Below are 13,890 nucleotides of genomic sequence, written 5' to 3' on the forward strand. Positions count from 1 at the left end.
TCAGGCCTTTCCGACGGCGGCGGTGACGGTGGATGACGGAGTGAGTTCGGCCAGCGCGGTGAGGATCCGCCGCGCCAGGGCATCGTTCTCGCGAAACGGCGCCGCGTTGGTGCCCGGGCGCGCGAAGGCGCCGGCGCCCCACCCGGAGGTTCCGGGCCCGACGCCGAACAGCCGGTTTTGGGGGTGTCCCCCGCGTCCCACGAGCTGGTGCGCGGAGGAGACGAGGAGGCGCCCCGTGGAATGTGCGCCGTCCGCCGTGAGCAGGTGCTGCTCGGTACCGAGCCCCGCGGCATGCAGGGAGCGGAGCAGCGGGTTGGCGGACTCCGCCACAGACGGTGCGGGCAGCCGGGCCTCGATGAACGCCGTGGCCCGCACCGTGAGGCCGGACTGCGGTGACGTGGCCACGAACTGCCCGGCCTCCTCGTCCGCGGCGACGCTCAGCCCCGGGCCAAGGAACTGCAGCAGCCCGGCCCGGTGGACCGCCAGCATCTCCCGCAGCCGCCGGGGCGGCGGCCCGGAATCCACGAAGCTGAAGAATCCGTGCCACCAGCCGTGCACGTCCTGCTGCGACCGGGCGTTCAGCCGCTCGGGCGGAACGATCCGGCCCAGGTCCATGTAGACCTTGAGCAGCGCGATGAACAGCGCCAGGGTTTCCGGATGGTCGGGGCCCGTCCGGAGCTCAAGGTCGTGCTCGACATACGCGGCGACGGCGTCCTGCACTTCGCGGTGGCCGGCGAACTGCCGCCCGTCGAACGGCCGGTCCAGGCGCTCAAGGTCCAGGTGCAATGCCGTGTCCGGGACGGCCTCCGCCACGAGTTCCCGGCGGCTGGCGCTGTACCAGTCCAGGGCGGCAAACCGGCGGGAGAACTCGGCCCAGCCCATGGCGGCCCTCCCGCTTTGCCCCGTGGACGCAGGGCTGCCGGTCAACAGTTCGCGGTAGTAGCCGTAGCCGGCATCCTTCGCGATGAGCGGCCACAGCTGCGTGCGGAAATCGAGCTCGCCGTGGCGCGCCAACAACGCGTCAACGGCCTCCGCCGTGAAGAACCTGGGATTCCCGGCCGGTTCGCCGCGGAGGGCCGAGGAAATCTTGGAATGGTAGGGAACGCCGCGCCGTGATCCGGCCCAGAGGCGGGGTTCTGCCCCGGACGGCACGTAACGGAGGCCGCCGTCGGGCGCTTCTTCAAAGCGGCCGCCGCGCCCTTCCATCAGCAGCACCAGCAGGTCAACAAAGGCCAGCCCCATCCCGGAGACAATCACGTCCTGCCCGGGGGCCACGGCGGAATAGTCGATGTCGGTGGTGTAGCTGGGAGCTGCATGGAACCCGCCGTGCCGAGCGGCGAAGTCCACCCAGCGCTTCGAGCGGGCGTCCGGCTGGGAGTCCGTGTGCCCCAGTGCGGTGACCACGACGTCGGCGTGCAGCTGTCTCTTATACACATCTAGATGTGTATAAGAGACAGGCCGTACCCTGCGCCGTCGGGTTCGGCGGTCAGCGGTTCGACGGCGACCGCCGTGTCCCGGTGAACGGTGACCGTGACGCCGCTGCCGAGGGCGCGGACTGCCCGCCGGTAGAACCACTCAAGGTACTTGCTCTGCAGCTGCCGCGTGGGAAACGTGGTGCCGGACAGCGAGCGCAGCTGCTCCAGCAGATGCGGCGGCAGCGGCGGAACATCGGTGATGGAGCCGTCCAACACGCCGGCGGCCCAGCCGGCGAGTCCCGGGCCGTCCACTGCCGGGCCCTCGCAGAGCACCGACGTGTCGGTGAACATGGTGACGTCCGCGGCCGCCGAGTTCAGCATGAGCCCGGGGTCCTGGTCGAAGCGCCAGATCCTGCCGGAACCGGGCTCGTACGGTTCCACCACGTGGACGTCCAGGGGCCCGGCCGCCAGCTCGGGCCTGTTGGCGGCCAGCCGCTCGAGGATGCCGGCGGTGCGCGGACCGCCGCCGATGAAGACCACGGACGGGTGCTGCGCTGGCATCGGGAACTCCTGTTCGGGACGGGCTCGGAGCCCTCAGGCTAGGGGGCGCACGGGGCGCCGGTCGAGGGGCCTGGTCATGGCCGTTCACCCCGCGTAACGGCGCGTAAATCCGCGCAAGAATTCGTCTCATGACGCCCGGATAAGCCGGATGAACGAATGCAACTTGCCGCTTTGCCGGACGTCTGCGGCCCACCTAGATTGGCAGCCATCCAACCCCGAAAGACCAAACGAAGAAGCGAGGTGGCGTATGAGTTCAGCAGCAACCACGGTGCCGCAGTCCGCACCGGAGCCGGCGTCTGCTGCGCCAGCCGCCGCCCAGGGCGACCCGGCAGGAATTGCACCCGAAGCCGCAAGCGCATCCGGCCCGTCCGGCAACACGTCCGGACCGTCCGGCGGCGTGCCCGCATCACGAAAGCCGGCCGCCGACTACGCGGACTACCCCCTCGTCGCTGGTCCCCGGCCCTGGCGCTGGGTGGGGACCGCCGTGGTGGCGCTGGGAGTGGCCGTGGTGGCATGGTCGCTGGCCACGAACCCGCGCTGGGAATGGGGCGTGGTGGCTCAGTGGTTCACCGCGCAGTCCGTGGTGAAGGGCGTCGTGGAGACCCTCAAGCTCACGGCCATCTCCGGCGTGCTCGGGTTTGTCCTGGGCTTCATCCTGGCCCTCATGAGGATCTCGTCCTCGCCGCTGCTGCTCTCCGTGTCCTGGATGTTCTCCTGGATCTTCCGGTCCACTCCGCTCCTGGTCCAGATGCTGCTCTGGTACAACCTGGGCTACCTCTACGAGAAAATCAGCCTCGGCATCCCGTTTACGGACATCAGGTTCTTCGAGGTCCAGACCACCACACTGATCAGCCAGTTTGCGGCAGCAGGGCTCGGCCTGACCCTGAACCAGGCGGCCTATTCCGCGGAAATCATCCGCGGCGGCATCCTGTCGGTGGACCAGGGCCAGCTTGAGGCGGCGGCGGCCCTGGGCATCCCGGCGTGGCGGAGGTCCACCCGGATCGTGCTCCCGCAGGCCATGCGCGCCATCCTGCCCAACGCGTTCAACGAGATCATCGGGCTGGTCAAGGGCACGTCCATCGTCTACGTCCTGGCCTATTCGGAGCTGTTCTACACCGTGCAGGTCATCTACAACCGCACCCAGCAGGTCCTGCCCCTGCTCCTCGTGGCCACGCTCTGGTACGTCGTGATCACCTCGGTGCTCAGCGTTTTCCAGTACTACATCGAGCGGCACTACTCCAAGGGCGCGGTGCGCACCCTGCCGCTCACCCCGCTGCAGAAGGCCCGGAAATTCTTCGCCACCCACGCCACCGTCAGGAGCCTCCGATGAGCACCGCCACCCTTGCACCGCCCGCCACCCGCGGGCTCGTGGAAATCACGAAAGTCCGCAAGTCCTTCGGCGCTACCGAGGTCCTCAAGGGCATCACCCTGACCGTGGAGCCCGGCGGCGTGACGGTGATCGTGGGCCCCTCGGGTTCGGGCAAGTCCACCCTGTTGCGCACCATCAACCACCTGGAGAAGGTGGACGGCGGGTTCATCGCCATCGACGGCGAACTGGTGGGCTACCGCGTCCGCGGCAACAGGCTCCACGAACTCCGCGAAAAGGACATCCTGCAGCAGCGCACCGAAATCGGCATGGTGTTCCAGAACTTCAACCTGTTCCCGCACCTGACCGCCCTGGAAAACGTCACCGAGGCACCCGTGGTGGCCCAGCGTCCCGGAAAACCGCGCCCCTCCAAGGCGGAGGCCCGCGAGCGCGGCCTCGAACTGCTGGACCGGGTGGGGCTCAAGGACCGCGCCGGCGCCTACCCGCGCCAGCTCTCCCTGTCTCTTATACACATCTAGATGTGTATAAGAGACAGGCCATCGCCCGGGCGCTCGCGCTGGATCCCAAGATCCTGCTGTTCGACGAGCCCACATCCGCCCTTGACCCCGAGCTGGTCAACGAGGTGCTGGACGTGATCCGCGGACTGGCCAAGTCCGGGACCACCCTGATCATCGTCACGCACGAGATGGGCTTCGCCCGGGACGTGGCGGACACCGTGGTGTTCATGGACCAGGGCCAGATCGTGGAACAGGGCGCCCCCAAGGACATTTTCACCAACCCGCAGGAAGAACGCACCCGGAGTTTCTTCTCCAAGGTGATCGAACCCGCCTTCAACATCTAAGGACCTCCCATGGCACTCCCTCCCCGCCCGTCCGCAGGCAACCAGTCCCCCGCCAAGAAGCCCGCTGGAACCCGGACCCGCGCGCTCGCGGCGCGTCCCGCCGTCGTACTTTTCGGTGCAGCCGCGCTCATCGGCACCGCGGCGCTGGCCGGCTGCTCCGATCCGGGGGCGGCCGCCTCCGGTTCCTCCGGCTCTGGAGGAAATCCGGCCACGACGGCAGCCCGCAACGGAGTCGTGTACAACACCTCGCCGGACCAGCAGCGGATCCGCGCAGCGAAGGATGCGGCGCTGGCCGCGAAGGTCCCGGAGCTGATCGCCAAGGACGGCAAGCTGACGGTGGCCACCACGGCCGGTTCCATCCCGCTGTCCTTCCACGCCACGGATGACAAGACGCCCATCGGCTCCGAGCTGGACATCGCCCAGCTCGTGGCGGACAAGCTGGGCCTGGAGCTCGACATCCAGGTGACCTCCTGGGAGAACTGGCCGCTGAAGACCCAGTCCGGCGACTTCGAGGCCGTCTTCTCGAACGTGGGCATCAACAAGGACCGGGTCAAGCTGTTCGACTTTGCCAGCTACCGCGCCGCCTACATGGGCTTCGAAGCGAAGAAGTCCACGTCCTACGACATCAAGGGCGCCGATGACATCTCCGGCCTGAAGGTTTCGGTGGGCTCCGGCACCAACCAGGAGAAGATCCTGCTGGCCTGGAACAAGGAGCTCGAGGACAAGGGCAAGGCCCCGGCCACGCTCCAGTACTACTCCTCCGACGCCGACACCATCCTGGCGTTGTCCTCCGGGCGCACAGACCTGAACATCGCGCCGTACCCGTCCACCACGTACCGGGAGAACACCCGCGACGACCTCAAGATCGTGGGCAAGGTCAACGCCGGCTGGCCGTCCGAGACGCTCGTGGCCGCCACCACGCTGAAAGGCAACGGCCTGGCGCCCGTGATCACGGACGCGCTGAACTCCGCCATCAAGGACGGCTCCTACGCCAAGGTGCTGGACCGCTGGGGCCTGTCCGAGGAAGCCCTGCCGGAGTCCAAGACCGTCACCGAGGCCAACTTCGCGGCAGCGCAGTCCGGGGCCGCAAAATGAAGTTCCAGGTCCTGGACATCATTCCGCACCTGAAGAATCCGGTGACCGGCGGGATCGTCTCCACCGCCGACCGGCTGAACCAGGTGGTGCAGACCGCCCGGCGCGCGGAAGAGCTCGGCTATGACAGTTTCTCCGTGGGCGAGCGCCATGCCGGTGAGTTCATCTCGTCCTCGCCCACCACCGTGCTGGCCGCGATCGCCGCCGTGACCCGCACGATCCGGCTGCAGAGCGGCGTCACGGTCCTGTCCGTCCTGGACCCGGTGCGGGTGGCCGAGGACTACGCCACGATCGACCAGCTCAGCCGGGGACGCCTGGAGCTGGTGGTCGGCAAGGGCAACGAGGTGCTGCAGTACCCGCTGTTCGGCCTGGACCTGGCCGACCAGTGGGACCTGCTGGCCGAAAAGTATGCGCTGCTGCGCCGGCTCTGGCGGGAGGAGCACGTCACATGGTCCGGCCGCTTCCGCGCACCCTTGAGCGCAGCCAGCACCACGCCGCGGCCGTTCGCCGGGGCGCCCCGCGTGTGGCACGGTTCCGCCACCACGCTGACCTCCGCCGCGCTGGCGGGACGGTGGGGGGATCCGCTGTTCACGGCGAACGCCATCCAGCCGCGGGAAAACTACAAAGCGCTCATCGACCACTACCGGGAGGAATACGCGCGCCACGCCCATGACCCGCGGCACGCCTACCTGGGCTCGGGCAGCGGCGCCGGCGGCGTGTTCCTCGCGGACACCACCCAGGAAGCCAAGCGCCAGTTCGGCCCCGTGTACGAGGCCCTCACGGCAGCCCGCAACGTCCCCGGCAACAATTCGCCGTTCCGGGACATCGACCACGCGGTCGCCGAAGGCCCCGCGCTGGTGGGAAGCCCGGAACAGGTGATCGACAAGATCCTCAGCTACCACGGGCTGTACGGGCACGACCTCCAGTCCATTTCCCTGCCCACCACCCTTCCGTTCGAGCAGCAGCTGGACATCCTGGAGCGGTTCGCGCTCGAGGTCATCCCGGCTGTGCGGGCCGCAGCGCCCACCACCTTGTGGGAGTCCGCGGACCCGTTCGGCGGCCGTCCCGAGTCCGCGGGAGCCACCGAGCCGGACGCGGCCGCCACCGTCAGCGCCGACCACGACAACTACAGGAGCGATCATGCCCACGTCTACGCACACTGAAACCGCTCAGCCGGCGGCCGTCTTCGCCGCCGAATGGAACGAGTGGCATGCCGCCCACGAACGTCACCGGGCCGACCCGCACGGCTTCCTCGCCGTGACCCATCTTCACTGGCTGGGCGCCGAGCCTGCCCGGCTGGATGGCGTTCCCGGCACCTGGAGCGTGGCGGACGACGCCGTCACTGTGGTTCTGGAGCCCGGCGAAAGCCTCCTTCGCGACGGCAAGGAACTGAACCCCGACGGCGGCAGCGTCACCGTTGCATTCGGTCCGATCGCGGACCGGGACGGCATCAACCTCACGGCCGGTGCCGCCGTCGTCGAACTCGCCAAGCGCGGGGGCGAGTACATCGTCCGGCCCCGGCACCCGGAGAACCCGCTGCTCAGCGGATACCGCGGCACGCCGGCCTACGCGCCGGATGCGCGCTTCGCCGTGGGCGGGACGTTCGTGGCCTTCGACCAGCCGCGCCCCACCACTGTGGGTGCCGCCGTCGAAGGCATCCGGCACGTCTACGAGGCTCCGGGCGAGATCCGCTTCCGCCTGGACGGCCGGGACCTGACCCTCACGGCGTTCAACGGCCACGCGCCCGGCACCCTGTCCGTGCTTTTCACGGACCAGACCTCCGGCAAGACCACCTACGCGGCCAACCGTTCACTCACGGTGGGCGCCCCGGGCCGGGACGGCCGCGTGACCCTGGACTTCAACCGGGCGGTGAACCTGCCGTGCGCCTACACGGACCTCGCCACGTGCCCGCTTCCGCCGGCCGAAAACCGGCTGCCCGTGGCCATCGAGGCCGGCGAACAGATTCCCTCCGAAAGGCAGGCCAGCAAGTGAGCACTCCCCCGATTCCCGCCCGGCCGGGCTTCATCGCCCTGGAACTCGACGGTGACGGCGCGCACCCCGCGGCGTGGCGCAAGGCCCGGCATGCCCCCACCGAGCTGCTGGACGGAACCCGGATCCGGACCACGGTGCTCGCCGCCGAGTCCGCCGGCTTCCACGTGGCAACGTTCGCGGACGGCCCCGTCACCGGGGGTGCCCAGTCCGGCGGCCGGGACATCGCCGGACGCCTGAACGCCCTGCAGCGCGCGGCATTTGCCGGTCCCGTCACCAGCTCCATCGTCCTGGTCCCCGAGGTGGACACCGTCTACACCGAACCGTTCCACGTCTCCACCCAGCTCGCCAGCCTGGACTACGTGTCCGGCGGGCGCGCCGGCTGGCTTGTTGCGGCGTCGGGCAGCGCGGAGGACGCCGCCGCCGTGGGACGCGAGGCCGTCGGCGCGGAAGGACTCGCACGGGAGGCCGCCGATTCAATCGAGGTCAGCCGCCGGCTCTGGGACTCCTGGGAGGACGGCGCCGTGATCCGCGACGTCGCCACCGGGCGCTACCTCGACGTCGACAAGCTGCACTACGCCGACTTCGCGGGAGAGAACTACTCCGTCAAGGGCCCGTCGATCATCCGCGGCCGCTCCAGGGCCAGCTGCCCGTCCTGGTGCCCGCCGGACTGCTGACACAGGAAGTCGTGGCGTCCGGGGCTGCCGATGTGCTGCTCGTATCCGCGCCCGGCGCCCGAGCTGCTGGCCGCCGAGGTCGCCGATGCCCGCGGCGCCGTCCGGTTCCGGGCGGCCACCGCCACCGCGGCCGGCGCACCGGCCATCCTTGCCGAACCGGCGGTCATTGCCGAGCTCGACGTCGTCCTCGACGCCCGCGGCCAGACCGCCGCGGCCCGGCTCGCCGAACTGGACGCGCACACCCCGTGGCAGAGCCGGAGGGCGCGCTTCGTCGGCACCGCCGCCGGGCTCACGGAGCTGCTGGCCGTCCTGCTGGAAACGGCCGACGGCGTCCGGCTGCACCCGGCCGTCCTGGACGTGGAGCTGGAGGAACTGGCCCAGCTGGTACTTCCGGCGCTGCGGCGCCGGGGGCTTCTGGCTCCGGTCCGGCCGGGCGTCAGCTTCCGCGAGCTGCTGGGGCTTCGCCGCCGGCCAGCCGCTATGCCGCCGTTCAGCCTGCTGCGGAGTCCGGCGATCAGCCGGCCGCGCAGTCCGCCGTGCCTTCCGGCGCCGAAATCTAGGGAGAAAACCATGACTGAAACACCTATCGGCGGCGGTTTCGTGCCGTCCGGCCAGCTGCAGCTCGGCGTCTTTTTCCAGGGCGTGAACTCGGGGACCATCTGGAAGTCATCGGAATCCGGCTCCCAGACCGACTTCGAGTCCTTCCGCCGGATCGCCCAGACCGCCGAGCGGGGCCTCTTCGCCGCGTTCTTCCTCGGCGAAGGCCTGCGGCTCCGCGAGCACCTCGGCAGGCCCCACGCCCTGGACGTCGCCGGCCGGCCGGACGCGCAGGCCATGCTCGCCGCCCTGGCCTCCGTGACCTCGCACATCGGCCTGGTCGCCACGCAGAACACCACCTACAACGATCCCGCGGACCTCGCCCACCGGCTGTCCACCCTGGACCTGCTCTCCGGCGGACGGGCCGCCTGGAACGTCGTCACCACGGACAATGCCTGGACGGGGGCCAACTTCCGCCGCGGCGGTTACCTGGACCACGCCGACCGCTACGTCCACGCCGAGGCGTTCGTGCAGACGGCCAAGCGGATCTGGGACTCCTGGGAGGACGGCGCCGTCGCCGCGTCGCAGGGTGCCGACTCCTGGGCTGCCCCCGGTTCCGCCCGGATTGTGCACCACGAGGGCCAGCACTACACCGTGGACTACCGCCCCAGGCTGCCGCGCAGCGCGCAGTTCCGGCCCGTCCTGTTCCAGGCCGGCGATTCGCCGGACGGCCGGGACTTCGCCGCCCGGCAGGCCGACGTCATCTTCTCGGCGCACCCCAAGTTCGACGACGCCCTCGAGTTCCGCCGCGACATCGTCCGGCGCACCCTCAAAGCGGGCCGCGGCGCGAACGACGTCAAGATCATGCCGGCCAGCGAATTCATCCTCGCCGCCACGCCGCAGGAGGCACGGGACAAGAAGGAATGGGTGCGGAGCCTGCAGATCGGCCCGCAGCAGGCCCTCGCCTACCTCGAGCAGTTCTGGGGGCGCGAACTCCAGGACTTCGATCCGGACGGACCCCTGCCCGCGATCGATCCCGTGGTGGAGGAGTCATCCGAGACCCGCGGCAGCGGCTTCCACGGCGCCAAGGCCCGGCAGCTGGCGGACCAATGGCGGGCCGAGGCAAAGGAAAAGGGCCTCAGCATCCGGCAGTTCGTCTCGGCCAGGACCAGCCGCGTCGACGCCACGTTCACAGGTTCCTACACGGAGGTGGCGGACAGGCTGGTGGACTATGCACGCACCGGCGCGGTGGACGGGTTCAACATCTCGCCGTGGCTGGTCCCCACCGGCCTGGACGACCTCGTCAACCACCTCGTCCCCGCACTCCAGGAGCGGGGCATCTATCCCGCCGAGTACGCCGGACGGACGCTGCGGGAAAACCTGGGGCTGGGTTCCCCGCGGAGGGCGGAAGCCGCCGTCGGACTGGAGGTGTGAGCGCGTGGACAGGGCCGGCGCGGCCGCAGGTACCGAAACGGCGGACGCTGACACCGCCGGCAATGACACCGCCGGCATCATCGGGCTGCTGCTGACCCTGCGCGAACAGCCCATCTAACGCCAAGCGCACGGGCGTTCCCAAAGGACCGTTGACGCGCAGGGTCTCTAGGACCATTATTCTCCTAGACGATGGGGGGCGCTAAGGCACACGCAATGGAGCCGCGCCGTGAACGTTGATTCAGTCCAGAAAGTTTTCGTTGGTCACCTCGGAGAAAATCTGAAGGTAAATCCGCGCGGGGCGTTCCTGGGAACCCGGGAACCGACCCGCCTGAACGTAGGCCGATGGCGGTGGCGCCCCGGCTGGATCCACAAAGAAATACCGGCCCCGCAGTCTGCGCGGCAACGGCCATGATGGCCGCGGTACTTCGATGGGTTATGCAGTTCCGGCTCTTGGTTCTCGTGGTGGCAGCAGGCGTCCTCGCCTACGGGTTCACCGCGCTGCCGGGCATGTCCGTGGACGCCTATCCGGAATTCGCCCCGCCACAGGTTGAGATACAGACCGAGGCCCTGGGACTGTCTGCCGCGGAGGTCGAACAGCTGATCACCTCCCCCATGGAGGCCGACCTGTTGAACGGCGTGGCCTGGGTGGAAGCCATCCGGTCCAAGTCGGTTCCGGGCCTGTCCTCGATACCACTGGTGTTCAAGCCGGGGACTGACATGTTCCGGGCACGCCAACTGGTGGCGGAACGCCTGACCCAGGCCAGGGCCCTGCCGAACGTTTCGGCCGCACCGGTCCTCATGCAGCCGCTGTCATCAACCAGCCGGGTCATGATGATCCGGCTCACATCCAAAGACATATCGGCCATCGACATGTCCGTCCTGGCCCGGTGGACCATGAAGCCCGCACTTCTGGCCGTCCCCGGAGTCGCGAACATCTCCATCTGGGGACAGCGCGACCAGCAGCTCCAGGTGCTCGTGGATCCCGCGCAGCTCGAGGCAAAGGGAGTGACGCTGGACCAGGTCATCAGAACCACCGGAAACTCCGTGTGGGTGTCACCGCTGAGCTATCTGGAGGCGTCCACACCCGGCACCGGCGGATTCCTGGAGACAGGACATCAGCGGCTTGGCGTCCAGCACGTCCTTCCCATCACCACACCCCAGGACCTGGGGAAAGTCAGCCTCCAGGGCACATCCCACAAATTGCTCCTGGGCGATGTCGCCAAGGTGCAGACAGACCATCAGCCGCTGATCGGTGACGCCCAGGTGGGCCCGAACGCTGAGCTGCTGCTCGTGATCGAGAAGTTCCCGGACACGAACACCGCTGACGTCACGAGGGGAATCGATGAGACCCTGCACGGACTTCAGCCCGGGCTGCAGGGCGTGGTCGTGGACACCAGCGTGTACCGCCAGTCGTCATTTATTCAGGACGAGGTGGGCAGCCTCGGCGACGCGATGCTCGTCACGTTGCTCCTGATCGGGGCAATGTTTGGATTCGTTTTCCGTTCATGGCGCACGGCGCTCATCAGCCTGATCGCCATTCCGCTCTCGCTCATCGCGGCAGCCCTGCTGCTCTCCCTGCGTGGCGGCGGACTCAACACCATGGTCCTGGCCGGCATGATCCTCGCCCTCACGGTCATCATCGGCGACGTGACCGAAGACCTCACCGGCACCATCAGGGCCCACCGCACGTCACGCACAGCGGATACCGGGGAGCCACGAAGCAACCTGCTGGTTGGGGCCTTCCAGGCGGTTCGGACGCCGCTGGTCTACTCCCTGCTGATCATCGCACTGAGCGTCCTGCCGGCGTTCTTCGTTCCGGGTGAGAACGGCGCGATGTTCGGACCCCTGGTGCTCACCTACCTGCTGGCACTGGCCGTCTCCATGATTGTGGCGTTGACCGCCACCATGGCCCTGGCGTTCCTCCTGCCGGAATCCTCCTCCCGGAAGCGGGAAGGCCGGGCCATGCAGCGCCTGCGCATCCGGTACGGGCGGTTCCTGGCACGCCGGAACGGCAAGACCTGGTGGGCTTTCGCCGCCGTCGCGGTCATCGCCCTGGCCGGACTTGCCCTGGCACCCGGGCTGGTCACCGATAAGCCTGTGGTGCCCGTGCTCGCAGACAAGACGCTGGTAGTTGAGTGGAAGGCGATGACCGGCACGTCGGACCAGGAAATGACCCGGATCACCGACGCTGCCGCGCGCGAACTCGGGGCCCTGCCCGGAGTCGCCACTGTCGGAACGGAGGTGGGGCGCGCGATTACGTCCGACCATGTGGGTGACGTCAGCTCCGGCGAGATTTGGGTGACTGTGGCCGCGGATGCGTCTTACCGCAACACCGTTAGCGCCATCCAGAGGGTCGTGGACGGCTACCCCGGCCTGACCGGGAAAGTCTCGACATACCCGCAACAGAAGATCGACCAGATCCGGGAAGCCGCCGACTCCGGATTTGCGGTCCGTGTATACGGCGTGGACATGGCTACCCTCCGCCAAAAGGCAGAGGAGGTGCGGCAGGTCCTCGCACACACGGCCGGTGTGGTGAACCCGCGTGTAGATGCGCCCAACGAACAACCCACCGTCGAGGTCAAGGTCGATCTGGCCAAGGCCCAGAAGGCAGGCGTCGTTCCCGGTGAAGTGCGGCGCGCGGCTGCAGCCCTGCTGCAGGGCATCGAAGTGGGCAACGTCTACGAACAGCAGAAAGTCTTTTCCGTGGTGGTGAAGGGAACACCGTCCACCCGCAACAGCGTCACCAGCGTCCGCGATTTGCTGATCGACACCCCCAACGGCGGCCATGTGCGCCTTGGCGACGTCGCCGGGGTCAACGTGGTGCCGAACGAAGCCGTGATTCTTCACGACGACACGTCACGGCGCGTTGATGTGAAGGCCGACATTCAGGGGCGCGCGTTGAGTGATATCCAGCAGGACATCGAAAGGGGCATCCAGGCGATCCAGTTCCCGCTGGCCTACCATGCCGAGATCCTCACCCAGTATGCCCAGCAGCAGTCCGCTTTCCAGTGGTTGTGGCTGCTGGCGGCCGTGGCGGCCTTCGGCATCCTGGTCCTCCTCCAGACCGCGCTGGGAGGCTGGCGCCTCGCCGCCGCAGTCTTCCTTGGGCTGATCGTTTCCATGTCCGGTGGCGTCTTTGCCGCCTCGCTTGCGGGCGGAACCAATTCCCTGGTGGCAGTGATCGCGTTCTCGGCCGTCCTGGGAATCGCAGCCCGCAGCTGCCTGCTTCTCGCCGGCGAGGTGCGGAACCTCCGCTCCAGGGCGGGTGCCACTCCCGCGCCGGCCGACGTGATCCGTGCCGCGCGGCATCGGTTGCAGCCGACCCTCGCCTCCTTTGTGATGGCGGGCCTGGCCTTGCTGCCGCTGGTTCTTCTCGGCGGAGCGACCGGTGCCGTGGTCATCCAACCGCTCGCAATCATCATCTGGGGCGGCCTTCTGACAACCGCCCTCTACACCCTCTTTGTCCTGCCCGCCACACTGCTCCGCTTCGCGCCCGACCAGGCACCCGCGGACGGCATTTTTGGCGAACGCCGGGCAGCATCTGAAAGCCGGGATCCGTCATGATGGGGAAATCGCCGCGGCCGTGCCGCCTACTGGTTCTACTCGCCCTGGTCCTCCTGGCGCTGACCCTGCCCGGCTGCAGCCAGCCGTCGGCGGAGGCTACCACCGCCGGCGACGCCGCTGCTAGCCTTCAGGAGATTCCGGGATCCGACGTCAAGCGCATCGTCCTCACCGAGCATGCGCTTGGGAACATCGGGCTGCAGACCTCCACGACGTCAGCGGATCCGAAGAGCGGGAAACTCAGTGTTCCGTACCTGGCCATCCTGTACGACAGCCAGGGAAAGACGTGGGTCTACACGAATCCCGAGCCCTTGGCCTTCGTCCGCCAGCCCGTAACCGTGGTGCGCATCGACGGGGAAGTCGCCCAGCTGAGCGGCGGCCCGGCGCCGGGCACCAAGGTGGTCACCCTCGGGGCCGAGGAACTGTTCGGCGCAGAGCTGGATACGGCGAACTGAC

7 protein-coding genes and 3 pseudogenes are annotated in these 13,890 nt (G+C 68.4%); 9 read left to right on the top strand and 1 reads right to left on the bottom strand.

Annotation, left to right across the window (positions count from 1 at the left end; all coding sequences use genetic code 11):
• Window positions 1-1,976, bottom strand: a pseudogene (locus B1A87_RS17555) (FAD/NAD(P)-binding protein).
• Between the two features lie 247 nt (window positions 1,977-2,223).
• Between B1A87_RS17555 and B1A87_RS17560 the strand changes: the two are divergent.
• The 9 genes and pseudogenes from B1A87_RS17560 to B1A87_RS17600 all read left to right on the top strand — a co-directional run bounded on the left by B1A87_RS17560 (window position 2,224) and on the right by B1A87_RS17600 (window position 13,889).
• Window positions 2,224-3,306 (top strand): amino acid ABC transporter permease, encoded by a 1,083-nt coding sequence (locus B1A87_RS17560; protein ID WP_185982355.1) that lies wholly within the window; start codon window positions 2,224-2,226, stop codon window positions 3,304-3,306.
• Window positions 3,303-4,144: pseudogene (locus B1A87_RS17565) on the top strand (amino acid ABC transporter ATP-binding protein). Before B1A87_RS17560 ends, B1A87_RS17565 begins: the two are co-directional and overlap by 4 nt.
• A 9-nt stretch (window positions 4,145-4,153) precedes the next feature.
• A complete protein-coding gene (locus B1A87_RS17570) occupies window positions 4,154-5,239 on the top strand; it encodes an ABC transporter substrate-binding protein (protein ID WP_078027489.1) in 1,086 nt (361 codons plus the stop codon).
• Entirely contained in the window at window positions 5,236-6,399 is a 1,164-nt protein-coding gene (locus B1A87_RS17575) for an LLM class flavin-dependent oxidoreductase (protein WP_078027490.1), read from the top strand. The genes B1A87_RS17570 and B1A87_RS17575 overlap by 4 nt, the downstream gene beginning before the upstream one ends.
• Window positions 6,377-7,228 (top strand): DUF1684 domain-containing protein, encoded by an 852-nt coding sequence (locus tag B1A87_RS17580; RefSeq protein WP_078027491.1) that lies wholly within the window; start codon window positions 6,377-6,379, stop codon window positions 7,226-7,228. Before B1A87_RS17575 ends, B1A87_RS17580 begins: the two co-directional genes overlap by 23 nt.
• Window positions 7,225-8,462, top strand: a pseudogene (locus B1A87_RS17585) (LLM class flavin-dependent oxidoreductase). Before B1A87_RS17580 ends, B1A87_RS17585 begins: the two are co-directional and overlap by 4 nt.
• Window positions 8,463-8,472: 10 nt before the next feature.
• Window positions 8,473-9,873: an NtaA/DmoA family FMN-dependent monooxygenase gene (locus B1A87_RS17590; RefSeq protein WP_078027493.1), complete on the top strand. Its 1,401-nt coding sequence runs from the start codon at window positions 8,473-8,475 to the stop codon at window positions 9,871-9,873.
• Between the two features lie 408 nt (window positions 9,874-10,281).
• Complete coding sequence (locus B1A87_RS17595; RefSeq protein WP_260680919.1) at window positions 10,282-13,437, top strand: efflux RND transporter permease subunit; 3,156 nt, start codon at window positions 10,282-10,284, stop codon at window positions 13,435-13,437.
• Window positions 13,434-13,889, top strand: a complete 456-nt coding sequence (locus B1A87_RS17600; protein WP_078027494.1) for a hypothetical protein — start codon at window positions 13,434-13,436, stop codon at window positions 13,887-13,889. Before B1A87_RS17595 ends, B1A87_RS17600 begins: the two co-directional genes overlap by 4 nt.
• The last annotated feature ends 1 nt before the right edge of the window (window position 13,890 follow it).

The sequence above is a fragment of the Arthrobacter sp. KBS0703 genome, assembly GCF_002008315.2.
Taxonomy (GTDB): domain Bacteria; phylum Actinomycetota; class Actinomycetes; order Actinomycetales; family Micrococcaceae; genus Arthrobacter.

Coding starts and splice junctions, on each gene's coding strand:
- B1A87_RS17560 (WP_185982355.1), top strand. CDS start 2,224: ATGAGTTCAGCAGCAACCACGGTGCCGCAGTCCGCACCGGAGCCGGCG.
- B1A87_RS17570 (WP_078027489.1), top strand. CDS start 4,154: ATGGCACTCCCTCCCCGCCCGTCCGCAGGCAACCAGTCCCCCGCCAAG.
- B1A87_RS17575 (WP_078027490.1), top strand. CDS start 5,236: ATGAAGTTCCAGGTCCTGGACATCATTCCGCACCTGAAGAATCCGGTG.
- B1A87_RS17580 (WP_078027491.1), top strand. CDS start 6,377: ATGCCCACGTCTACGCACACTGAAACCGCTCAGCCGGCGGCCGTCTTC.
- B1A87_RS17590 (WP_078027493.1), top strand. CDS start 8,473: ATGACTGAAACACCTATCGGCGGCGGTTTCGTGCCGTCCGGCCAGCTG.
- B1A87_RS17595 (WP_260680919.1), top strand. CDS start 10,282: ATGATGGCCGCGGTACTTCGATGGGTTATGCAGTTCCGGCTCTTGGTT.
- B1A87_RS17600 (WP_078027494.1), top strand. CDS start 13,434: ATGATGGGGAAATCGCCGCGGCCGTGCCGCCTACTGGTTCTACTCGCC.